The organism is Rhizobium sp. 05L429 (assembly GCF_056397645.1).
In genome coordinates this window covers 175417-198307 of the sequence record NZ_JBFTNV010000011.1, presented here as the reverse complement: position 1 = coordinate 198307, position 22891 = coordinate 175417, and the positions used below count along the sequence as shown (strand labels likewise).

At 62.4% G+C, this 22891-nt stretch carries 22 protein-coding genes and 1 riboswitch; of the genes, 8 read left to right on the top strand and 14 right to left on the bottom strand.

All coding sequences use genetic code 11. The annotated features are described in order from the left end of the window. Window positions 1-468: 468 nt before the first annotated feature. Window positions 469-2283, top strand: coding sequence for an acetolactate synthase 3 large subunit (locus AC1DNW_RS14500; protein ID WP_477834603.1), 1815 nt, complete (start codon window positions 469-471; stop codon window positions 2281-2283). Window positions 2284-2320: 37 nt separating this feature from the next. On the opposite strand, the gene AC1DNW_RS14495 is transcribed toward AC1DNW_RS14500, so the two are convergent. After that, window positions 2321-2977 (bottom strand): glutathione S-transferase family protein, encoded by a 657-nt coding sequence (locus tag AC1DNW_RS14495; RefSeq protein ID WP_113311042.1) that lies wholly within the window; start codon window positions 2975-2977, stop codon window positions 2321-2323. Between the two features lie 7 nt (window positions 2978-2984). After that, on the bottom strand, window positions 2985-3626 hold the full coding sequence (locus AC1DNW_RS14490; protein WP_113311041.1) for a dihydrofolate reductase family protein: 642 nt from the start codon (window positions 3624-3626) through the stop codon (window positions 2985-2987). A gap of 90 nt (window positions 3627-3716) precedes the next feature. Between AC1DNW_RS14490 and AC1DNW_RS14485 the strand changes: the two genes are divergently transcribed. Continuing rightward, window positions 3717-4235 (top strand): winged helix-turn-helix transcriptional regulator, encoded by a 519-nt coding sequence (locus AC1DNW_RS14485; protein WP_113311169.1) that lies wholly within the window; start codon window positions 3717-3719, stop codon window positions 4233-4235. Between the two features lie 18 nt (window positions 4236-4253). Here the strand turns inward: AC1DNW_RS14485 and AC1DNW_RS14480 are convergent, their stop codons facing one another. Then, window positions 4254-4844, bottom strand: a complete 591-nt coding sequence (locus AC1DNW_RS14480; RefSeq protein WP_113299238.1) for a TetR/AcrR family transcriptional regulator — start codon at window positions 4842-4844, stop codon at window positions 4254-4256. A gap of 160 nt (window positions 4845-5004) precedes the next feature. Here AC1DNW_RS14480 and AC1DNW_RS14475 point away from each other — a divergent pair, with 160 nt between their 5' ends. After that, the gene (locus AC1DNW_RS14475; protein ID WP_113311040.1) at window positions 5005-5763 is read left to right on the top strand and encodes an SDR family oxidoreductase; all 759 of its coding nucleotides are present in this window, start codon (window positions 5005-5007) and stop codon (window positions 5761-5763) included. Between the two features lie 50 nt (window positions 5764-5813). After that, window positions 5814-6782, top strand: a complete 969-nt coding sequence (locus tag AC1DNW_RS14470; RefSeq protein ID WP_113311039.1) for an SDR family NAD(P)-dependent oxidoreductase — start codon at window positions 5814-5816, stop codon at window positions 6780-6782. A gap of 3 nt (window positions 6783-6785) precedes the next feature. Here AC1DNW_RS14470 and AC1DNW_RS14465 read toward each other — a convergent pair whose 3' ends face one another. Beyond that, window positions 6786-7685 (bottom strand): SDR family oxidoreductase, encoded by a 900-nt coding sequence (locus AC1DNW_RS14465; protein WP_113311038.1) that lies wholly within the window; start codon window positions 7683-7685, stop codon window positions 6786-6788. A gap of 180 nt (window positions 7686-7865) precedes the next feature. Between AC1DNW_RS14465 and AC1DNW_RS14460 the strand changes: the two genes are divergently transcribed. Next, the gene (locus tag AC1DNW_RS14460) at window positions 7866-8684 is read left to right on the top strand and encodes a helix-turn-helix transcriptional regulator (RefSeq protein WP_162748601.1); all 819 of its coding nucleotides are present in this window, start codon (window positions 7866-7868) and stop codon (window positions 8682-8684) included. An 11-nt stretch (window positions 8685-8695) separates the two neighbouring features. On the opposite strand, the gene AC1DNW_RS14455 is transcribed toward AC1DNW_RS14460, so the two are convergent. Then, window positions 8696-9814, bottom strand: a complete 1119-nt coding sequence (locus tag AC1DNW_RS14455) for a metallophosphoesterase (RefSeq protein ID WP_113311036.1) — start codon at window positions 9812-9814, stop codon at window positions 8696-8698. Between the two features lie 132 nt (window positions 9815-9946). Next, complete coding sequence (gene gcvA / locus AC1DNW_RS14450; RefSeq protein WP_113299232.1) at window positions 9947-10840, bottom strand: transcriptional regulator GcvA; 894 nt, start codon at window positions 10838-10840, stop codon at window positions 9947-9949. Between the two features lie 117 nt (window positions 10841-10957). Here gcvA and AC1DNW_RS14445 point away from each other — a divergent pair, with 117 nt between their 5' ends. Further along, the gene (locus AC1DNW_RS14445) at window positions 10958-11662 is read left to right on the top strand and encodes an SDR family oxidoreductase (RefSeq protein WP_113311168.1); all 705 of its coding nucleotides are present in this window, start codon (window positions 10958-10960) and stop codon (window positions 11660-11662) included. A 139-nt stretch (window positions 11663-11801) separates the two neighbouring features. Next, entirely contained in the window at window positions 11802-12017 is a 216-nt protein-coding gene (locus AC1DNW_RS14440) for a hypothetical protein (protein ID WP_113299231.1), read from the top strand. 16 nt (window positions 12018-12033) lie between these two features. On the opposite strand, the gene AC1DNW_RS14435 is transcribed toward AC1DNW_RS14440, so the two are convergent. The 7 genes from AC1DNW_RS14435 to AC1DNW_RS14405 all read right to left on the bottom strand — a co-directional run bounded on the left by AC1DNW_RS14435 (window position 12034) and on the right by AC1DNW_RS14405 (window position 20577). Then, window positions 12034-13167 carry a transporter substrate-binding domain-containing protein gene (locus AC1DNW_RS14435; protein ID WP_113311035.1) on the bottom strand — a complete coding sequence of 378 codons (1134 nt, stop codon included), beginning with the start codon at window positions 13165-13167 and terminating at the stop codon, window positions 12034-12036. 193 nt (window positions 13168-13360) lie between these two features. Further along, window positions 13361-14134, bottom strand: coding sequence for a methyltransferase domain-containing protein (locus AC1DNW_RS14430; RefSeq protein WP_113311034.1), 774 nt, complete (start codon window positions 14132-14134; stop codon window positions 13361-13363). Window positions 14135-14137: 3 nt separating this feature from the next. Beyond that, complete coding sequence (locus AC1DNW_RS14425) at window positions 14138-14902, bottom strand: ABC transporter ATP-binding protein (RefSeq protein ID WP_113311033.1); 765 nt, start codon at window positions 14900-14902, stop codon at window positions 14138-14140. Then, window positions 14899-15939, bottom strand: coding sequence for an iron ABC transporter permease (locus AC1DNW_RS14420; RefSeq protein ID WP_113311032.1), 1041 nt, complete (start codon window positions 15937-15939; stop codon window positions 14899-14901). Before AC1DNW_RS14420 ends, AC1DNW_RS14425 begins: the two co-directional genes overlap by 4 nt. Next, window positions 15936-16967, bottom strand: a complete 1032-nt coding sequence (locus AC1DNW_RS14415; RefSeq protein ID WP_113311031.1) for an ABC transporter substrate-binding protein — start codon at window positions 16965-16967, stop codon at window positions 15936-15938. Before AC1DNW_RS14415 ends, AC1DNW_RS14420 begins: the two co-directional genes overlap by 4 nt. 180 nt (window positions 16968-17147) lie before the next feature. After that, a riboswitch (cobalamin riboswitch) is annotated at window positions 17148-17430 on the bottom strand. Between the two features lie 55 nt (window positions 17431-17485). After that, window positions 17486-18718, bottom strand: a complete 1233-nt coding sequence (locus AC1DNW_RS14410; protein ID WP_113311030.1) for a metallochaperone AztD — start codon at window positions 18716-18718, stop codon at window positions 17486-17488. A gap of 242 nt (window positions 18719-18960) precedes the next feature. Then, window positions 18961-20577, bottom strand: coding sequence for an arylsulfatase (locus AC1DNW_RS14405; RefSeq protein WP_113311029.1), 1617 nt, complete (start codon window positions 20575-20577; stop codon window positions 18961-18963). A 279-nt stretch (window positions 20578-20856) separates the two neighbouring features. Between AC1DNW_RS14405 and AC1DNW_RS14400 the strand changes: the two genes are divergently transcribed. Continuing rightward, a complete protein-coding gene (locus AC1DNW_RS14400; protein ID WP_113311028.1) occupies window positions 20857-21915 on the top strand; it encodes an NAD(P)-dependent alcohol dehydrogenase in 1059 nt (352 codons plus the stop codon). Here AC1DNW_RS14400 and AC1DNW_RS14395 read toward each other — a convergent pair. After that, window positions 21903-22820 (bottom strand): LysR family transcriptional regulator, encoded by a 918-nt coding sequence (locus tag AC1DNW_RS14395; protein WP_113311027.1) that lies wholly within the window; start codon window positions 22818-22820, stop codon window positions 21903-21905. The genes AC1DNW_RS14400 and AC1DNW_RS14395 overlap by 13 nt on opposite strands. Between the last annotated feature and the right edge of the window lie 71 nt (window positions 22821-22891).

Here is a 22891-nt window from a genome sequence, read left to right as displayed (position 1 = left end):
TCCATGCATGGTCGCTTCTGGAAAAGCATGCCTTCTGGTGGGAGCCCGGATCTTTCAATTTCGGCGCCGATAAGGATGAGCCGCTGGACGCGCCGATCTTCTTCAGCCTTTCGATCGAGGTGCTTTCGGGACGGGAGACGATCTGACGGTCCTGTGGGCATGTTTCGCCTGCGGGCCGGGACGCCCCGGCAGCCAAGCCGGATCGATAACTCATCAGCCATCAACATCTGATAGGACGAACAGCGGGTGGGGGCGAACGCACAGATGCGATTGACGGGCCGCAAAATTGCGGTTAGCTCTACCGCCCATGAAAATCGCAATGGTTCTCGTCGTGGTGATATCGCGCATGGGCAGGACGGTGTAACCGTCCGGCATTAGCCACCCATGCGCCGAACACAAGGTCCCTGACGGGGCCTTTTTTTATGCCCCGTCGCACCCTAATCACCTCATCAACGACGGAAAATTGCTATGACCGGCGATAAGGCTAGCTTTACCCAAAATTCTTCCAACACTTCTTCTGGCCGTCTCATGAACGGCGGCGAAATCGTTCTGCAGGCGCTGCGCGACAATGGTGTCGAGCACATCTTCGGCTATCCGGGCGCTGCCGTGCTGCCGATCTATGACGAGATCTTTCAGCAGGACAAGATCAGGCATCTGCTCGTGCGCCATGAGCAGGGGGCGGGTCATGCCGCCGAAGGCTATGCGCGCTCGACCGGCAAGGTCGGCGTCATGCTGGTCACATCGGGACCGGGTGTCACCAATGCGGTGACGGCGCTGCAGGATGCGCTGATGGATTCCATTCCGATCGTCTGCCTGACGGGGCAGGTGCCGACCAACCTGATCGGCACGGATGCCTTTCAGGAATGCGATACTGTTGGTATCACGCGGCCCTGCACCAAGCATAATTTCCTCGTCAGCCATATCGACGATCTGGCGAAGACTATCCATCTCGCCTTCAGGATCGCCACGTCAGGCAGGCCGGGGCCGGTTCTGGTCGATATGCCCAAGGATGTGCTCTTCGCAAGCGGGCTTTATGCCGGGCCGGAGGAGATTGCCGTGCCAGCGCGCTACCGGCCGCAGGTGGATGGCAATCGGGAGGCGATTGCGGCTGCGGTCGCACTGATGGCGCAAGCGCAGCGGCCGGTTCTCTATACGGGTGGCGGCGTCATCAATTCCGGGCCGGAGGCTTCGCGGCTGCTGCGCGAGCTGGTGGAGCTGACGGGCTTTCCCGTCACCTCGACCCTGATGGGGCTCGGCGCCTATCCCGCCTCAGGGCCGAACTGGCTGAAGATGCCGGGCATGCACGGCTCCTATGAGGCGAATATGGCGATGCATGATTGTGACCTGATGATTGCTGTCGGCGCCCGTTTCGACGACCGCGTCACCTCGCGCACCGACAAGTTCTCGCCGGGCTCGCGGAAGATCCATATCGATATCGATCCCTCCTCGATCAACAAGAATGTCCCGGTCGATATCGGCATATCAGGCGATGCTGCCGCGGTGCTTGCCGGGATGATCGAAGCGTGGCGGGCGCTTCCCGTTGCACCCGAGCGGAGGCGGCTCGATGCCTGGTGGGGCGAGATCGCGGGCTGGCGGGCGAAAAGCTCCTTTGCCTATGAGATGCGCCATGACGAGATCATGCCGCAATATGCGCTGGAGAGGCTGCATGCGCTGACCTCGGGCCTCGATCCCATCGTCACGACCGATGTCGGCCAGCATCAGATGTGGGCGGCACAGCTTTTCGGCGTCGAGGGGCCGAACCGCTGGCTCACTTCGGGCGGGCTTGGCACGATGGGATACGGATTGCCGGCAGCGATCGGGGCGCAGATCGCCCATCCCGGCCGGCTGGTTCTCGGCATTGTCGGCGATGGCTCGGTGCAGATGACGCTGAAGGAGCTTTCGGCGGCGATGCAGCATCAGGCACCGGTGAAGATCTTCATCCTCAACAATGCGCAGCTCGGCATGATCCGGCAATGGCAGCAGATCCTGCACGGCAACCGCCGGGACCGATCCTACTCCGCCTCGCTGCCGGATTTCGTCAAGCTGGCGGAAGCCTATGGTGCGGTTGGTCTCAGGTGCGAAAGACCGGATGAACTGGATGACAGGATCAGGGAGATGATCGCCGTTAACAGGCCTGTTCTCTTCGACTGCCGGGTCGCCGCACTTGAGAACGTCTATCCGATGGTGCGCAGCGGCCGGCCGCATAATGACATGCTGTTTGCCGAGGATGTGCACGAGGATGAGGCCGACGCGAGCTTCGGCTTCAGCCAGGGGCTTGTCTGATCATCGGGAGCGGCCGGTGCCATCAGGTGCCGGCCGATCAATCCCGCCCGACCGGTGCTCCCAACGGATAGAGATGGCGGTAGGGGCGGGCCTCATCGAGGGCGCGGGCATAGCTCGGGCGCTGGAGAAGGCGGGCGCGATAGTCGCGGACATTTTCGAAATGGTTCGGGATCGGGTGCGCCCAATCGGCATAGAGCATGGCGGGGGCGGCGGAGCAGTCTGCAAGGCTGAAGTCTTCGCTCGCCACCCATCGGCGGCCTTTCATATGTACGTCGAGAATCCCATAGGCGGTTTCGAGCGCCTGCCTCCAGCGGACAAAGCCGTCGTCGGGCTCCATCTCGCGCCCGAGCGAGGCGTTGACCATGCGCTGCTGCGGATACTGCATGTAATTGTCGAAGAAGCGGTCCCACATGCGTACCCTGTTTGCCGCCATGGCGTCTGCGGGCAGCAAGGGGTGGTCGGTCGGGTGCAGCAGGTCGATATATTCGATGATGCTTGTCGCTTCGAAGATGAAGTCGCCGCCTTGCTCAAGGATGGGGAAGCGCTTGATCGGCCATTTTTCGAAAAATTCCGATGTAACAGGCTCGCTTCCATCGAGAAGCCTGGTCTCGAAGTCCAGGTTCTTCTCGTAGAAGGCGGTCTTGGCCTTCTGGGAATAGGAGGAGAGCGGATGAAGGTAGATCACGAAAGGCATTACGGCCTCACTTCGAAAGGACGATATGGGCGGCCAGTTCCGTCATCTCGTGGGATTTGACGGAAAAGCCCAGCGCCGGCAGGTCGATGCCTTCGAACATGGCTTCACCCTTACCGAGAACGACCGGGGAGATGGCGAAATGTATGTCGTCGATCAGGCCGGCCTGCAGATACTGGCGCACCGTGCTGACGCCGCCGCCGATCTTGACGTCCTTGTCGCCGGCTGCGGCCTTGGCCTTTTCCAGCGCTTCCTCGATGCCCCCGGTGATGAAATGGAAGGTCGTGCCGCCTTCCATGACGATCGGCTCGCGGGCATGGTGGGTGAGGATGAAAGTCGGCGCGTGATAGGGTGGGTTCGGACCCCACCAGCCCTTCCACTCCTCGTCCGGCCATTCGCCTCTGACAGGGCCGAACATATTGCGGCCGAGGATGAAGGCGCCGAAGCCGGCCATGCCCAAGGCGCCGTATTTCTCATCGACGCCGGTCGAGCCATCGTCCTTGCCGATCATCGTGCGGAAGGTGCGGGTGCCGAGGAACCACCGGTGTACGCCCATTCCGTTCTTGCCCATGGGATCGTTGATGCTTTGGTCAGGACCTGCGCCGAAACCATCGACCGAAAGGGAAAATGCAGCTACGCGTACACGCGCCATGTCAGCCTCCATCTGATTGCATTTTGAAACTAGTTGAGTTCTTACATAACCGATCCTATAATGCAACTGGTTTTTCTCATGGAGTCGGATATGGATATCGAGATACGGTCGGGCTGCCCGATCAACCTGACGATGGAAGTGCTGGGCGATCGGTGGAGCCTTGTTATCATCAGGGATATCATGTTCGGCAATCGCCGTCATTTTCGCGAGCTGCTGACGCAATCGGATGAGGGGATCGCGTCAAACATCCTGGCGGCTCGGCTGAAGCGGCTTATGTCTTATGGGCTGATCACCAAGCTCGATGACCCCTCCCATAGCCAGAAGTCGATCTACAGTCTGACGGAAGCCTCGATCCAGCTGGTGCCGATGTTTGCGATGATCGGCGCCTGGGGGCGCAGGCATCTGCCCGTCAGCGAGGATCTCAGCATCCGCGCCGAGCTCTTGGAAGGGGGCAGGCAGCCGCTCTGGGACGAGTTCATGGAGGATCTGAGAAAGATCCACGTCGAGGACCCGATCGGCGGGGCGAATGGATCAGTCAAATCGCCGGTTCTGGCGCGGCTGACGGCGGCGTTTCTGGAAGTGCGGGCGAAGATGGATGCGGCGGGGTAGCTTGCCGGCCGCTGAAGTTCAGGATGTTTTTGCAGGCCAGGTGGACAGCGCCTGATCGGCAACGGCGTTCAGCATGTCGCGGCTGAAACCGGCCTTGGCCTGTACCGCCATGCCGTGGGTCATGGCCATGACGAATGCCGCCAGGGCTTGCGTATTGGCCGTCTCCGGCAGGTCGCCTTCCGCCTTTGCCCGCTCGAAGCGCTCCTGAAGCTCTGCCTGGCCGGCAGCGCGGAAGTCGATCAGCGCCTGTCGCACAGGCTCGGCCTCATCCGATCCCGCCACGGCGCCATTGATGCCGAGACAGCCCGTATGGTTGGGAAAACGCGTATTGAGGTCGACCGCATTATAGAGGATATGCGCGGCCACCTGGCGCGATGTGGGGAGTTTGAGCGCTTCCGGGATATAATCCAGATATCGCTCGGAATAGCGATCCAGTGCTTTCCGGAAGAGCGCTTCCTTGTTGCCGAAGGCGGAATAGAGCGCCGGCCTCTCGATGCCGGCAGCTTCCGTCAGGTCAGCATAGGACGCGCCCTCGTAGCCCTTGCGCCAGAAAACGCATAGCGCCGCATCGAGCACCTTTTCGACATCAAATTCGCGATGGCGTCCCATCAGATCAGCTCAGCCAATTTCATAATGGTCGTTATTAAACCACTTGACAGGCTTTGTCCACATTTCATACCAATCATTATGGTAACGGTCGTTACGAAAAAGTGGCGCTGCCGCTCGCTGAGGGCAGGCAGTGCCCTGATGGTGTGTAGAAAGGATTCCCATGTCGAATATTCTGAAGGGCAAGGTTGCGCTCGTGACCGGCGGCTCGCGCGGGCTTGGTGCTGCCGCGGCGGAGGCGCTTGCCGATCAAGGCGCAGACGTTGCGATCAGCTATGTCGCTTCCGCAGAAAAGGCGGAGGCTGTGGTCGAGAAGCTGCGGGCGAAGGGTGTGCGGGCTCTGGCGATCAAGAGCGACCAGGCCGATATGGCGGCGGCCAAGCCGCTGGTCGATAAGGCGATCGCCTATTTCGGCAAGCTCGACATTCTCGTCAACAATGCGGCGATCGCGGTGCAGGGCAAGACGGTCGACGATCCCGATCTGGACACGGTCAATCTCGATCGCCAATGGCAGATCAATGTGATGGGCGCAGTGGCGACCACGCGCGCGGCTGCACCCGTGCTGTCGGATGGCGGCCGGATCATCTTCATCGGCTCCCTCCTTGGCACCCATGTGCCGTTCGGCGGTGCTGCCGACTACGCGGGAACGAAGGCGGCCGTCGTCGGCTATGCGAAGGGCGTCGCCCGCGATCTCGGCGGACGCAACATCACCGTCAACGTCATCCAGCCCGGTGTGATGCCGACCGACATGTCTGCCGAAGTGCTGGGTGATGGCGTGCCCGACGCCCTCATGAACCTGCACACCATTCGCCGCATCGCGACGCTTGAGGAAGTCTCGGCGCTCATCTGCCATCTGGCCGGACCTCACGGAGGCTACATGACGGGCAGCGTGATCGACGTGGCCGGTGGTCTCGCGATCTGACTGCCGGGATCAGGACGGAATTCTCACTCACGCAATTGAAGGAAAAGAAGATGACCAAGAGCTTTGGTGCAAAATCGACCGCCGACGAAGTGCTTTCCGGTGTCGATCTCAAGGGAAAGCGATTTCTCGTCACGGGTGTATCGTCGGGTATCGGGCTCGAAACAGCCAGCTCACTCGTCTCTCACGGTGCCAGCGTCGTCGGAACGGTCAGGGATCTCGCCAAGGGCGAGCCGGCCACTGCGCCGGTTCGTGACGCCGCTTCGCAAGGCGGCGGCAGTCTGGAATTGATCGCGCTCGATCTGGCATCGCTGCAGAGCGTTCGGGCCGGCGCGGACAGGCTGCTGGCTGACATCAGGCGGTTCGATGCCGTCATCGCCAATGCCGGGGTGATGGCAACGCCGTTCGGGCGGACGGTCGACGGCTTCGAAATCCAGTTCGGGACCAACCATCTCGGGCATTTCGCTTTGATTGACCGGATCGCGCCGCTCATTGCCGACAATGGGCGGTTGGTGGTGCTGTCTTCGCAGGCGCATCGCGTCGCCGATGTCGATCTCGACGATCCGAATTTCGAGCATCAGGAGTATCAGCCGTTTGTCGCCTATGGCCGGTCGAAGACGGCGAACGCGCTCTTCGCAGTGGAATTCGACCGGCGGCATCGTGATCGCGGCATCCGGGCTGCTTCGGTAATGCCCGGCAACAGCATCACCGATCTTCCCCGGCATTTTTCGCCGGAGGAGTTGCAGGGTCTTTTGGAAACCGTCGGCAAGGCGCGCGCCGAAGCGGGTCTTGCGCCTGCGGAACTGAAGGAGATCCCGCAGGCGGCGGCAACCTCGGTCTGGGCCGCGGTCGTTGCCGACAAGGATGCGATCGGCGGCCGTTATCTCGAGGATTGTGCGGTCGCGCCGATCAACGATACGCCCAGTCCTTTTGCCGACGGGGTCAGGTCGTATGCGCTCGATGCCGGCAAGGCCAAACAACTCTGGACGAGAAGCGAGGAGTTGATAGGCGCTGCCTCTTAAGGATCAGGCCGCCACGCTGCCGTAATCCATCGCGTCGAGATCGGCGATCAGGCCGGGACCTGTCGGATTCCATCCAAGGACCCGGCGGGTCTTTTCGCTGGAGGCCGGGAAGTCCAGGCCGGCGAACATCGCCATCCAGCCGAAATGCTCGGCCGCCTTTTCCGGCGCGACCGAGACGACCGGCAGCTTCAGGCCGCGGCCGAGGGCTTCGGCAATCTCGCGGGTCGTGATGCCTTCCTCGGCAACGGCGTTGTAGCGGGCGCCAGGCTCAGCTTTTTCGATCGCGAGCCGGTAGAGCAGGGCGACATCGAGCAGGTGGCCGGCGGGGAAGCGGTTGCGGCCTTCGCCGACATAGGCGGAGACGCCCTTTTCGCGGGCGATCTCGATGAGCGGCGAGATCAGGCCCTGCTTGAATGTGTCGTGGACCTGGGGAAGGCGCATGACCGAGACGTTGACGCCCTGGTCGAGCAGGGCGTTGCCGGCAAGCTCGGAGGCGATGCGCGGGTTGGGATGCTCGATGTTGAAGACATCCTCGCTCGCGGGCTCGCCGAGATGGGCGTTGCCGATGCCGGTGCCTGACGTGATGAGGAGGGGGCGGTTGGAGCCCTTGAGTGCCTCGCCCATCGCGTGGATGATGCGGCTGTCCTTCTCACAATTCGCGACGAACCGGGAAAAGTCATGGTCGAAAGCGGTATGGATGACGGCGTCTGCCTTCTCGACGCCGCTCCGGACGCTTTCAGGCTCTTCCAGCACTCCCCGGTGGACTTCGGCGCCCGCCGCATCCAGCGCTTTGGCGCCGGCATCCGAGCGGGTCATGCCGATGACATGATGGCCGGCCTTCAGGAGTTCGGGCAGGATGGCCGAGCCGATGAAGCCGGTGGCGCCGGTGAGGAAAATGCGCATGGATATCTCCTTGTTTCAAAGCGTGCCGTTGCACGCTTTAAGTCATTGTTTTTTCGCATGTCGTTATCGCAAACCGCTTCACACTTTTGCGCGACATGCTTTACAGACCCCACTATTGCGCTATAGTTTATGCTGTTAAAGTAGTGATCTTATCCTATTATAATGGCTAACAGGAACAGCATGAGCACCGACAGCAACGCGCTTGGCATCTTCCTTCGCGACCGCCGCTCGCGCCTCGATCCGGCGGTGTTCGGTTTTTCCGGGCGCCGGCGCACGCCGGGGCTCAGGCGCGAAGAGGTGGCGCAGCGCGCCAATATCAGCCCGACCTGGTACACATGGCTGGAACAGGGGCGCGGCGGCGCACCATCAGCCGATGTGCTGAACCGGATCGCAGGCGGGCTGATGCTGACCGAGCCCGAGCGCGAGCATTTGTTCATTCTCGGTCTCGGCCGGCCGCCGGAAGTGCGCTACCGCGCCATCGAGGGCATTAGTCCGCGCCTGCAGCGTCTCATCGACACGCTCGAGGTGAGCCCCGCGCTGGTGCGCACCGCGGCCTGGGACATCGTTGCCTGGAACCGCGCGGCCACCGTCGTCATGACCGATTACGGCAAGCTTGCGCCGGAGGATCGGAACGTGCTGCGGCTGTTGTTTTCCAACCCTGGTGTCCGGAACGTTCAGCACGATTGGGAAGCCATGGCACGTTTCGTCGTCGGCGCCTTCCGGGCGGATGCGGCGCGAGCGGGTGCTACCTCGGAGATATCAGATCTGGTGGAGGAGCTCTGCCGTACAAGCCCGGAATTCAAAGGGATCTGGGAGGAGAATGAGGTGATCGCCCATGGCGAGGGAACCAAGCGGTTGAGACATCCTGTTCTCGGCGATATCGCACTGGAATATTCCGGCTTTGCGATCGACGGCAGGCCGGATCTCAACATGGTCGTCTATAATCCCGTCGATCCTGACGTCGCAGAGCGCATTCGCCTGATGGTCAGGGACAGCTGAGACGAGCGCGATCAAGACCTTCGCCGCAGCGTGAACACCGTCAGTTCCGAGGGCCTGCCCAGCCTCAGCGCAAAGCCCGGCCAGAGCGCTGTTCCGTTGTTGACATAGAGCTGCATGCGGCCGACGTGGTAGTGGCCGGAGACGAAACCGCCGTTTGCGCGGGCGACCAGACGATCGAGGCCGAGCACCATGCCGCCATGGGTGTGCCCTGACAGCTGCAGCGCGATCCCCGCCTTGGCCGTCTCGGCGGCCATTCTCGGCTGATGGTCGAGAAGAATGATCGGGGCATCGGCCGGAGCGTCTTTCAAGGCCGCGGCAAGATCGGGATCGGGCATCGCTCTGCCGAAAGCCGCCAGATCGGTCACGCCGGCAATGACGATGCGGCCGGCGCCGCGCTCGATGACGGCGTGCTCATTCATCAGCATGCGGATGCCAAGACTGGCGTCGTGCGCAATCCAATCGTCGTAGCCGAAATAATATTCGTGATTGCCGGGAATGGCGAAGACGCCGTCGCGCGCCGCAAGCTTCGCAAGCGGTGCGACATCGGCCCGGCGCTTCTCGAGGCGGCCGTCGATGAAATCGCCGGTGACGACGATCGCATCGGTCCCGAGGCCATTGGCCTTCTGCACAAGGGTTTCGGCCCAGGACGCCGGGAAGAGGCGGCTGAGATGGAGGTCGGTCAGCTGCAGCAGCCGATAGCCGTCGAAGGATTCGGGAAGATCCCGGATTGATATCTCGACGTTCTTCACGGGTGGAATGCGCACGGCTCCGGCAACGCCAAAAGCGGCCAGGCCGAAGGCTGCGAGCCCGATGATGTAGCGCATCTCCGGGGGCACGGCCGGAAACTCTCCCTCGACGAGAGCAAGGGCAAGCGAGACGGCATCGAGCGCGATCTGGAAGACCGCCAGCAGGAGCGTCGCGCCGAAGAGGAAATTCAGCACGATAATCAGCGGGCGCGGATATTCGGGCGCGAAGACGGACCCTGAAGAGATGCGGTTCAGCAGTACCTGCTGGGAGGCGACCAGGAGCACGCCGGCAAGCAGGGCCTTGGCAGGCCAGATCCACGGCAGGGGCAGGATGAAGCGGAGGAGGACGACCAGCCAGGGAATGCCGAGAATGAAATGGAACATCAAATAGGCCTGTGATTATCAATGCTTATCGGAGGGAATGAAGAGATTGAATCTGGTGTCTCCGGCGTCCTGCGCAAGAGGCTCATTGTTCTTTGGGTCCGTCAGGCTGACGCCGGTCCCATGCGCGAGTGCTCAGCCAGCCTTCTGCGCCTCAGTGAACAACCAGCCGATCACGGTTTCCAGCGCCTGGGATTTCCGGTAGCGGGGCCAGACGAGGTAGATGTCCGACGGGCCGCGCAACCTGCCTTCGAAGACACGCACCAGCCGCCCCCGGGCCAGATCCTCGGTGACGAAGCCGCCATTGGCGAGAACGATGCCCTGTCCGGCAATCGCTGCCTCGATGGCGTGAGAAGTCTGCGAAAAGCTGATGCCCTTGAAGGAGGGGCTGCGGCTGCTGGCGAGATGGCGCTCGACGAATTCCGGCCAGAGATTATGGGCATCGTGCAGCAGCGGATAGGCGGAGAGCTCCTCGGCCGTGCGCGGTGCATTCCGGCCGGCAAGCAGCAGCGGGCTGCAGACGGCGATGACCTCCTGTTCGAACAGCAGCTCGGCATTCAGGCCCGGCCCAAAGGGCGGGCGGCCATAGCGGACGGCGAGATCGACGCCATCGACGGCGAAATTCGAGATGCGCTCGGTCGCCAGAATATGCAGATCGAGATCGGGATGCAGAGCGGTGAAATCAGGCAGGCGAGGGATCAGCCACTTCGATGCAAATGTCGGCGTGGTGCTGATGGTGAGCTTGATCGCCTGCGGCTTCAGCTCGTCCGTTGCCCGCGCTATGATCTCGAAGGCGCGCCTGATGTCGGCGATGTAGCGTCTGCCCTCGGCCGTCAGCGCCAGCGTGCGCGGAAGCCGTTCGAAAAGGGTCATGCCGAGCTGCGCTTCGAGCCCGCGCACCTGCTGGGCGACGGCGCCCTGCGTAACGCCAAGCTCTTCGGCGGCGAGCCTGAAGTTCAGGTGGCGCGCCGCGACCTCGAAGGCTCTCAGGCCATTGAGAGAGGGAAGCTTTCCCGGGATATCGCTCATCGAGTAGTTTTTCTACTGTCACAGAAGAGGAGAACTGTTTCGCGCTCGCGTGGTGGACATGGTATCGTGCGCGCACACATCGAGCAATTGACCATATCATTTCAGGAGGGCATCGGCATGTCAGTAGAAAAAGTGGCTGTTATCACCGCAGGCGGCAGCGGTATGGGGGCCGAGAGCGCGAGGCGGCTCGCGGCCGATGGCTACAAGGTCGCGATCCTGTCTTCCTCCGGCAAGGGCGAGGCGCTCGCCAGGGAGCTCGGCGGCGTCGGCGTGACCGGTTCCAACCAGTCGAATGACGATCTGAAGCGGCTTATCGATGCGGCGATGGCGGCCTGGGGGCGGATCGACGTTCTCGTCAACAGCGCCGGGCATGGGCCGCGTGCCGCGCTGAATGAGATCACCGACGAGCAGTGGCATACGGGCATGGACGTCTATCTGATGAACGTCATCCGCCCGGTGCGGCTGGTGACGCCGATCATGCAGGCGCAGAAGAAGGGCGCGATCGTCAATATCTCGACGGCCTGGGTCTTCGAGCCGTCGACGATGTTTCCGACCTCGGCGGTCTTCCGCGCCGGTCTTGCCGCCTATACCAAGCTCTTTGCCGATACCTATGCGGCCGAAAATATCCGCATGAACAACGTGCTGCCCGGCTGGATCGACAGCCTGCCGGCAACCGAGGCGCGGCGCGAGAGCGTGCCGATGCAGCGCTATGGCACGAGTGAGGAAGTGGCCGCGACCATCGCGTTTCTTGTGTCCGACGGGGCGGGGTATATTACCGGCCAGAGCCTGAAGGTGGATGGCGGGTTGATGCGCTCGGTTTGAGGGGTGCATATCGGGTGCTCGATGGCGGTGGACGGTTGATCGTCGAAGCCAGGGGCAACTTGAACTATTCGGCTCTGCGCTTATTGTCAGGCGGTGGACATTGCGCCCATGCCCGCGACGATCGAGAAGGCCCGAATCCATGCAGAAGTTCACCGTAACCATCACGCGCGAGATCGAGGCCGATACTGCCGAGGAAGCAGCGCTTCTCCTGTATCAGGAGCTTGCCCGGGACGCGGCGCCGCTTCGCTATCTGGTCGCGGACGAGACCAAGAGGACAAGGACCGTGACGCTGGATCGGGCAAAGGCGGACGAATTCGCCGCTGTCGATCATACTGCGGATCCGGGGAATTGGTGAGCCGCCGGGCAGTATCTCACTTCTTCTCGCCCAGATACCGAAACAGGGTGTCTTTCCAGGCGTCGTCGTGGATTGCTTCGAGAATGGCGACATCGATCGCCTTCCGGTAACGGCTGCCGGCCGGCATCGCCATGCCGTAGTTCTGCGGCTCGAAGACCGTATCCAGCACCTGCACGCTGCCGGGGAACTGCTGTTCGGCGGTCCAGGAGAGCAGCGGCTTGTCGTAGACGAAGGCGTCGATAGTGCCTGATGTCAACGCCCGGAAACCGTCCTGCACCTTGTCGAAATCGCGGTGCCGGATGCGCTCGCCATCGAGAAAACCTGTCGTGGCGGAGCCGGTGACCGCGCCGACGCGCACCCTCGGCAGGTCTTCGGCGCCATTCACCAGGCCCCTGATCTGGCGTGTGGTCAGCGCGGAGGTGACGCTTGCGGTGAAGACCGCGATGGTAATGATCGACATGACCATCCAGAGGATCGCCAGGGTTCGACCGCCGAGCGTTTTAGGGCCGCGATGGCCGGTGCTTGCCTGCGTCATCGCTTCGGCCGACCACCAGATGCTGGCGCCGAGCCCTCTGGCCGCGCCGCCGCCGAAATCCTCGTTGTGGCGGTGCTCGAAGAGCCAGATCAGGGCGCCCACCGCCAGCGAAATACCGATAAGCGCGCCGACCGCCTGAAGAAAACCGAGAGAGGTCATCGTCTGCGTGATCTCGTACCAGACGGAGACGCTCTGGACGGAGACGGCGATGCCGAGGCCGGTATTATAAAACGGCTGGGAGAAATCGACATTGCGTTCCCTGTCGGCGGTGATGGTGATGGCCGCGACCGAGAGGTCGTAGTCGCCGCGCTTCGTGGCATCGAGCAGACTCTGGACCGAGGGTTCCTCGACCAGCCGGTATTTGACGCCGAGCCTGTCGGCGATCTGCTGCCAGAGATCAATCGAAAGGCCGGTCCAGGTGCCGTCGGGCTCCTTCATGGCAAAAGGCGGGGCTTCCTTGGTGCCGACCACCAGTTCGCGGTTGGGAAATTCAGGCGGGGCGGCAAACGCGTGCCGTGGGAAGGATACGGCCAGACAAAGGAAAAACGCCAGAATGACGAACGGCAGAGTCCGGCGCCTGCTTTTGCCGGATGAGGGCGCGGTGGTCTTTGCCATAACACCTTTCCCTTCCTGCATCAGGCGAACTGCGGCTTCGTTCGTGGATCATCCTGAACGGCTGACGGCGTCCGGCAAGTACGCAACGGTAAATGCAACGATCATTTACGGTGACGGGCATTTGGCACAGGCTGGTTTCAGATCTCGGCAAATCGCCACGCATCCAGAAATGGGCGTGCGGCAAATGCAGGCATCAGGGCCGCCGGCAGGCGAGGATGAAGCGCTGGTAGACGAGGGTTCGGAGCCTGTTTCGGAGATTGGCATTCTTGCGCTGCGCCCTCGCGATCGGGGCGTGGGAGTGAAGCGCGATGTCCGTAAAGCCTGCCGATCTCAAGAGCGGCAGGAGCATGTTGGGGCGGAGACCCTGGCCGAAGGGCAGGGCTGACATGATGCGGGCGTGGCGGGTGCTGAGCGCGCCGTCATAGTTCTTGTCGGCACCGACGAGGCGGTCGATCCAGGAGATCAGCAGGCTGGCGATGCGGCCGGTCGGTTTCGGGCCTGCCCAGTCGCCATCGAAGAAGAGCAACAGGCCGCCGGGCTTGAGGATGCGGAACCATTCGCGAAAGGTTTCCTCAGGGCGGGTCAGCGTCCAGACGAGGTGGCGGCAGATGATGGCATCATAGCTCGCGTCCGGCTCCAGGGTGTTTTCGGCGTCTGCCAGGATGAAGCGCAGGCGCTCCTTGCCGGCGTGTTTGGCGCGGGCAACCTTCAGCATAGCCTCGGAGAAATCGAGTGCGGTGACGTCATAGCCGAGATCGTGGATCAGGCGCGTCACTTCGCCGGTGCCGCAGGCAAGTTCCAGCACGCGTTTCGGCTCGGGGCCGATGGCTTTGCGGATCGGCTTCTGCCAGGCGTCTGCCTCCGGGCCGGGGGCGATCCTGTGGCCGAAGGCGAGGTCAAAGGTTTCCGAGCGCTTCGACCAGTAGTCGCGGATCTCTTCCTTGAGATCGAAATTCACTCCATCCATGTCTTACCCCATCCGATACTGGATATGTGCGCGGCCATGCACGGGTGATTTTTCGATATGGGCGCGCACGCCGAAGACGCGGGCGATCAGCGCTTCGGTCAGCACCTCCTCGGGCGTGCCTGCGGCCACGACCTCGCCCTTCTGCAGCACGGCCAAGTGGTCGCAGAACATCGCTGCCAGATTGAGATCGTGCAGCGCGATGATGGAGGTGAGGCCGAGTTTGGCGACCAGGGCCAGGATATCGAGCTGGTGCTGGATATCGAGATGGTTGGTCGGCTCGTCGAGCAGCAGTTCGCTTGGGGTCTGGGCCAGCGCCCTGGCGATATGCACCCGTTGCCGCTCGCCGCCAGACAGTGTCTGCCAGAGCTGGCCGGCGCGTTCGCCCATGTCGACGCGGGCGAGTGCTTCTTCGACCGCGGCATCGTCATCGGGTGCCCAGGACGAGAGGAGGCCGCGATGCGGCGTGCGGCCGAGGCGGACGATATCGCGCACGGTGAGCTGCGTATCCGTCGTCGTCTGCTGCTCGACGAAAGCGATGCGGCGGGCAAGGGCGGCGCGCGAGAGGCCGGAGACATCATCGTCGCCGAGGCGGATGATGCCGGATCTGACCTGCCGCAGCCGGCAGATCAGGCGGAGCAGACTCGATTTTCCGGAGCCGTTCGGCCCGAGCAGGCCGAGCACCTTGCCCTTTTTGACCGATATGCTGACGCCATTGACGATGACGGTATTGCCGGCGGCATAGGTGACCTTGTCGACTGATATGCTCATGCGCTTCTCCGCACGCGATAAAGGATGATGGCGAAGGCCGGGGCGCCGAAGAGCGCGGTGACGACGCCGATCGGCAGGATCTGCTGCGGAATGATGATGCGCGAGACGATGTCGGCGCCGACCATGAAGATCGCCCCGCCAAGCGCTGTCGCCGGCAGCAGGCGGCCATGGGCTGGGCCGACCAGGAAGCGGGCGGCATGGGGAATGACGAGGCCGACGAAGCCGATGGAGCCGACCATGCTGACGACGCTTGCGGTCATCGTAGCCGTGACGGCGAGCAGGGTGAACTGCACCCGGCGCACGGCGATGCCGAGGGAAGCTGCGGCATCCGTGCCGAAGGCGAAGGCATCCAGCGCACGCACATGGGCAAGGCAGATGACGAAGCCTGTCAGTGCGACCGGCAGGGAGAGATAGACATCCGGCCAGCGCACGCCGCTCAGCGACCCCAACAGCCAGAAGAGCACGCCGCGGGCCTGTTCTGCATTGGCCGACGTGGTGACGATATAGGAGGTCAGCGCATTGAAGAGCTGCGAGCCCGCCACGCCGCAGAGAATGATGCGCTCGCTGGTGCCGCCCACACCGGCTGCCAGAATGCCGACCAGCAGGAAGGCAATGACGGCGCCGATGAAGGCGCCGGCGGAGAGGCTGAGCACGCCATAGCCGAAGCCTGATATCATGACGCAGACGGCCCCGGTAGAGGCGCCGGCCGAAATGCCGAGCACATAGGGTTCGGCGAGCGGATTGCGCAGCAGCGCCTGCAACACCGTGCCGCAGAGCGCCAGCGACGCACCGGCACTGGCCGCCACCAGCGCGCGGCTGAGGCGGTAATCCCAGACGATGCCCTGATGAATGCGGCTGAGTTCGAATGCCGTGCCGAACAGGCGGTTGGACACCGCCTTTGCCGTGGTGGCGAGAGGAATGGCGATCTCGCCTATAGACACGGCAAGGCTCACCACCAGCCCGAGCAGGACGAAGGCGGCGATGGTGAGCGCGGCGAGCGCCCACCATTTCCTCTGTCGCAAGGCAGCCTGGCTCACTGCGTCAGACCGAAGGACTTGATGCCCTTTGCGAGCGTTTCGATACCGTCGATCGTGCGGATCGTCGGGTTCATCGACTGCGCGTCCATCATGATGAAGCGCTTGTTTTTCACCGCATCGAGTTCACTGGTGACCGGATCATTCTCCAGGAAATCCACCTTCACCTTGGGATCGTCGGCGGCATAGCGACGGCGGTCCATGGTGGCTATGACGATGACAGCGGGATTGGCCTGCGCAATGGTTTCCCAACCGACGAGGGGCCATTCCTCTTCCGTGCTGACGACGTTTTTCGCGCCGAGCGTCTTCAGGATATAGGCCGGTGCGCTGTTCTTGCCGGCGATGAAGGCATCACCCTTGACCTCCTTACTGGAGAACCAGAAGACGACGGGCAGGTTCTTTGCGGCAGCGCCGGCAACGGATGCGGCGGCATCGGCCTCGCGCTTTTTCAGGTCGGCGATCAGCCTGTCGCCGCGGTCCTTGATGTCGAAGATTTCAGAGAGTTCGGTGATTTCCTGATAGATCAGGTCCATCGTGAACAACTCCTTGCGCACGCCATCACCGCCATCGGCGTTGATCTTGGCGACGCAATCGGCAGGCGCGACATAGGTGTTGATGCCGAGATCTTTGAACTGCTCGCGCTTGCCGACGGACCCCTGCGTACCGACATGCCATTCGAATTCGGCAGCCACCAGATCGGGCTCGACACCGACGACGGATTCGAAGCTCGGGTCATTGTCAGCCAGTCGTTTGATCCTGCTGTTGGCGTCGGCATATTGCGGCAGGACCGGGCCGACCCAGACGGCCGTGCCGGCGATCTTGTCGGCAAGGCCGAGCGAGAAGAGCACTTCGGTCATGCCTTGGCCGATCGAAACGATCTTGGCCGGTGCCTTGTCGAACGTGACCGGCTGGCCGCAATTGGTAAGGGTGAGGGGGTATCGGGTGGCGGCGAAGGCGGGGGCTGCGAGGCCGGCCAGGCAAAAGCCGGCGAGCCCGAGCGCAAGGGAAAAGCCTGGAAGTAACTGGCGCATTGGAAACTCTCGATCGGAAGGAAAAGGGCTAGCGGACGCCGGCGCGCGCAGATGCGTGAGCCAAGCGTGGAGGGAGAGGGCTAGCGGCGGGTGGTCCAATCGGGACGGATCGCATGCGGCAAGCGGCAGGGATTAAGGTCAATCATGTCTGCTCCTTGTCCGGGCATCCCCGCCCGGCTGATTGGATCGTGATTGACGGCAGGTCTCCTGGCTCACGGATGTCAGTCGGTCATCTGCCTTCCCGCGCTTTCGCACAGTGGCATGGCCCTGAGGCCTTGGAGTGACCGGCTCGCTTGTCATGTCCTGATATGAATGGCGCACCATACATTCCGGGATATAACCAGCAATCCGCTTACAGTTGCGGGGGCAGCCACGGTCTTGGTCCCTTTTGGGTCGTCCGCACCGTGTTCCCTATTAATCCCCTCGAAGCTCTCCTCGGGGAACCGTCGTCCTGATCTATGACGCCGCCGTGGGCGACGTCAAGCACCGGATGCAAAGTGTCCCGGGTCCGGAGCCGCTCAGTGGCTGGCGCCCGAGCCGCCGGCGGCGACGAGCGCGAAGGGTTGGCCGTCGACGGGGATCGTGCGCGTTTCCTTCAGCGTTTCGCTACTGACGAGGCGGATCAGGCTGTGGCGAGGATCGGTGATGGCGATATTATCGCCGGCCACGGCCAGCCGCGGCCGCGGATCGCGCCAATGCCCATCCTTGCTGTAGGGCTCCGTGACGGTTTCCGATCTGACGATCTCGCCCTTCACCGTATCGAGCAGGTGCAGCTTGCCGTCCTCGGTGAGGATATAGGCATTCTGGAACCGTGCCGGATCGAGCACGAAATCGACGCGGCGGGTCGGAAGGTCTATGACGCGGTAGGGTGTTTCGGTGCTGTCGGGATCGATCAGCACCACCTTGTCCTCCCCGTAATTGCCGAGGAAGAACTGCATGGAGCGCCCGCCGAGCAGGGTCGAGACCTTGCCTTGCGGCAGCGACGCGCCATAGCCGAGCATCTCCAGTTTGGGGCCTTTCGTGCCGCCGGGGCGGGCGACGAGCACGCCTTCCTCGCAACCGAAGGCGACGAGGCGGGCGGAGGTCGCCTCGCCATGCAGGCCGGTGCAGGGCGCGACATCGCCCACCTGTTGTCCGTCACGGTCGAGCACGCGCAGGCCAAGGCGCGGCGGCAACTCGCCTTCCTTGACCGGCGCCTGCATGTTCGGCACTGAAACCAGCAGGTGATTGCCCATCGGCACCGCGACGCCGTGATGGGCGGCGATGGTGTTGAAAGCCTTCGGCTCCGGCTTTGCCTGCAGCAGACTACTTTCCCTCAGGAGATCGAAGCGGTCGGTGCGGTCGTAGAAGATCGCCACGTCATCGCCATGCGTCACGACATGGCCGGGCTTCTCGCCCTTTATCGTCGCGCCGATCAGCTTCGGCGGCGTCACTTCGAGATCGCGATGCTCCCCATGATCGGAAAGGACAATGCCGGTATCGATGACATGAACGATATTCTCATCGCCCTGGACCGCAAAGACCGTGCGCCCGGTGTCGCTCAGCGACAGGGCGGCATAGCCCTTGAGATCGAAGCGACCGATCTGTCTGCCGCTCGCAAGATCGATGGCGCGGACGACCGGCAGGCTGTGATCAGCCACGAAAAGCCGCCAGCTTTCCTGCTGTTCCTCCTCTGCGCGGGAAGCCGATGGCAGGGCGGCGGAGGTGAGCGCGGTGGCGACTGCGAAGACAGCGAAAAGGCGCCGGGACATGAAATCTCCTTTAATGTAATAACATTACATCTTCGTTGTTATAAAGTTACATTTGCCTTGTCCAGTCCTGGCTGTCGGATTTTTGGGAAATTAGGGCGCTGGCCTCGTTTGATGTTTGGCCGGCTTTCATCGTGACCGGATCGCAACGTCAAGCACGGGCAGTGAGAACTGTTGCCGGTGGAGGGGAACGTCGGCTGCAGCAGGCGGCGCGACGGCCGCCTCGCTGCGGTGATGTTTTGCAATCAGTTCTTCGGCGCCGACAGTTTCTGCATGACCTCGTCGAGATTGAAGCTCGCGGGCTTCTGACGGACGGGGAATTCCGCGAAGCTTTGCAGCCATTTCCCGACGATCGCCTGCGAGGGAACGATGACGAAGGCGCGGTCGAAGAACCATTTTTCGTATTCGATGGATTCGTCGCCGCGTTCGAACGGGTCGGCCCGGAGATTGAAGAGGAGCGGGGCCCTGAGTTCGGTGAATGGCTGGCGCCAGACGCCGATGCCCGTGTGATCCTGCGACTTGAAGACGACCTTCCAGTTCAGCACGCGGACGGCGACCAATTCGCCATCGTCGTTCCAGTAGAGGAAATCGCGGCGCGGCGTCTCGTTTACGCTTCCAGACAGGAAGGGCATGAGATTGTAGCCGTCGAGATGCACCTTGAACGTCTTGGTGCCGGCGGTATAGCCGGTCAGGCATTTCGCCACGATATCCGGTTCGCCTGCCGCCGCGCAGAATGTCGGGATCAGGTCGTAATGCGAGAAGGCCTCGTTGTGGATCGTTCCGGGCTTGATGACACCAGGCCAGCGAATGCATGTGGGCACGCGATAGCCGCCTTCCCAGTTGGTTGCCTTTTCTCCCCGGAAAGGCGTGGTGCCGCCATCCGGCCAGGTCATCACCTCGGCGCCGTTGTCGCTGGTATAGACGACGATCGTATTGTCGGCGACGCCGAGATCGTCCAGCTTCTTCAGGAGTTCGCCGATCATGGCGTCATGTTCGAGCATGCCGTCAGGATAGACGCCAAGGCCGGTCTTGCCGACGGAATCGGCCTTCAGATGCGTGTTGACGTGCATGCGGGTGGAGTTGAAATAGCAGAACCAGGGTGTGCCGGCATTCTGCTTGCGATCCATGAAGTCGAGAGCGGCGGCCAGGAATTCCTGATCCACGGTCTCCATGCGCTTGACCGTCAGCGGTCCGGTATCCTCGATCCTGCCGTCGGCCGAGGCCTTGATGACGCCGCGCGGACCGAAGCGTTTGCGGAATTCCGGGTCCTTGGGATAATCAGGGTTCTCAGGCTCTTCCTCGGCATTGAGGTGATAGAGATTGCCGAAGAATTCGTCGAAGCCGTGGTTGGTCGGCAGGAATTCATCCTTGTCGCCGAGATGGTTCTTGCCGAACTGGCCGGTGGCGTAACCGAGTGATTTCAGGAATTCGGCAACGGTCGGGTCTTCCGGCTGGATGCCGAGATCGGCGCCGGGCAGGCCGACTTTGGTGAGACCCGTCCTGATTGGCGACTGGCCGGTGATGAAGGCGGCGCGGCCGGCCGTGCAGCTCTGCTCGCCGTACCAGTCGGTGAACATGGCGCCCTCATTGCCGATGCGGTCGATGTTCGGGGTGCGATATCCCATCATGCCGCGGTGGTAGATGCTCGGGTTGAACCAGCCGATATCGTCACCCATGATCATCAGGATGTTCGGTTTGCGTCCGGCAGTTCCTGAGGTCGTTGCCTGTTGCGCCTGTGCGGGAGCCGGTGCAGATAGCGATACGCCGGCCGCAGCCAGCGCCGTGCTCGCGACCAGCAGATCGCGGCGGCTGAGCCCTTGCCGGGTCACGGTCACGGATGGGTTCTTCGTCTCCTCTGCCATGCAGGTATCCTCCGTTGGACGACGGTTTGGACCGTCGGCCTGCACGCTAGAGACGAGTTTCAGGGCGCGGAAGTACTTTACGGTAAATGCCGGCGGGGTTTACCGTAACGTGCAGGAGAGGCAGTAGCGGGCACTTAATAAGACTGCCGCATCTAATTGCTGAGCCACGTTCACAAGCCTATCCCGCATTCTGCCGCTAATCCGGCTAATCTGCCGGCGCTATATCCCCATCGGCGCGGCTTTCCGCGTCAAGTTTCCAACAGCGCGAGGGATAAGCCATTGAGAACATCAGGATTTGCCGCAACCGATGCGAACACGCCGTTGCAACCTTTCTCCTTCGATCGCCGGGAATTGCGCCCCGAGGACGTGGCGATCGATATTCTCTACTGCGGGGTCTGCCACACCGATCTGCATATGGCCCGCAACGACTGGGGATTTTCGGCCTATCCCGTCGTGCCGGGGCACGAGATCGTCGGGCGGGTATCGGCCATCGGCAGCAACGTTTCGCGCTTCAGGGTGGGCGACAATGTCGCCGTCGGCACGATCATCGACAGCTGCATGGAATGCGCCCAGTGCCGGCGCAATGAAGAGCAGATGTGCTACAAGGGCGTCACCGTCACCTATAACGGCAAGGACCGGGTGACGGGCGAGACCACCTATGGCGGCTATTCCGACCATGTCGTCGTGCGCGAGGAATTCGTGCTGCGGGTGCCGGACGGGCTGGATCTGGCGCGCGTCGGTCCACTGCTTTGCGCCGGGATCACCACCTATTCACCGCTGCGCACCTGGAATGTCGGCCCCGGCAGCCGGGTGGGCGTGATCGGACTTGGCGGACTCGGCCATCTGGCCGTGAAGTTTGCCTCCGCGCTCGGCGCGCATGTGACGGTCATGACGCGCTCGGAAGGCAAGATCGAGACGGCGCGCGCACTCGGCGCCGACAAGGTGCTGCTGTCGACCGATACCCAGGCGATGGAGGCTTCGGCCTTTGCCTTCGATGTCATCATCGACACTGTGCCCTACGAGCACGATCTCAGCCCCTACCTCAACCTGCTCGATGCCGATGGCACGCTTGTGATTGCCGGGTCGCTGGTCGATACGCCGAAGTTCAATAACCTCTTGATCCTCGGCGCACGCCGGCGCATTGCCGGCACGCCGAGCGGTGGCATCAGGCAGACGCAGGAGATGCTGGATTTCTGCGGCCGCAAGAACATCCTGCCGGAATGCGAGATGATCGCCATGGCCGATATCGCTGGAGCCTTCGAGCGGCTGGAGCGCGGCGATGTGCGCTACCGCTTCGTCATCGACATGGTGACGATGCCGGCGGCTCAGGCGGCTTGACCGGCTGACCGTTTGGGGATGGCGCGCAGCGCCTCGACGAAGACCGAAAGGGCCGGCGGCATCTGTCGCCGGCTCGGGTAATAGAGGGAATAGCCGGTGAAGGGCTTGCAGTAATCCTCCAGCACGCGGATCAGCCGGCCGCTCCTGACATGCTCGGCGGTGAAATCCTCGAAGACATAGACGAGGCCGGAACCTGAAAGGGCGGCCTCGATCATCATCTCGGAATCGTTGACCATAAAGCTGCCAGACACCTTCACCTCGATGTCGCGGCCATTTTCCTCGAATTCCCAGGCATAGGGGCCGGCCAACGAGGCCATGTAATAGGTCACGCAATCATGATCGGCGAGATCGTGCGGTGTTTTCGGCTGCGCAAAGCGGGCGAAATAATCGGGCGAGCCGACGACGGCGGCGCGTATGTCCGGGCCGATGCGCAAACCGATCATATCCTTGTCGATGCGCTCGCCGAAGCGGATGCCGGCATCGAAGCGCGAAGCGACGATATCCTCGAACCGGTCGCCGACGATCAGCTCCACGCGAATATCCGGATAGGTGCGATGAAACTCCGGCAGGATCGGCATGACGAGCGAGGTTGCGGCATGTTTGCCGGCAGTGATGCGCACGGTGCCGGAGGGTTTTTCCCTGAGATTGCCAAGTTCCTGCAGGCCGCGGCTGATCTCGGCAAAGGCGGGCTGGAGCGTGATCAGCAGGCGCTCGCCGGCCTCCGTGGTGGCGACGCTGCGGGTAGTGCGGGCGAGAAGCCGCATGCCGAGCCTCTCCTCCAGCTGGCGCATCATGTGGCTCAAGCCCGAGGAGGAAATGCCAAGGCGAGTGGCGGCGCGCGTAAAGCTGCGCTCTTCGGCGACGATGACAAAGGCGGCGAGATCATCGAAATCGTGGCGTTTCATTTCTGATCTGTCTTCAGGAGTGGGCGGGATTGCGGGATGCTGCTCATATATCTGGGCCGATAGGAACAGCC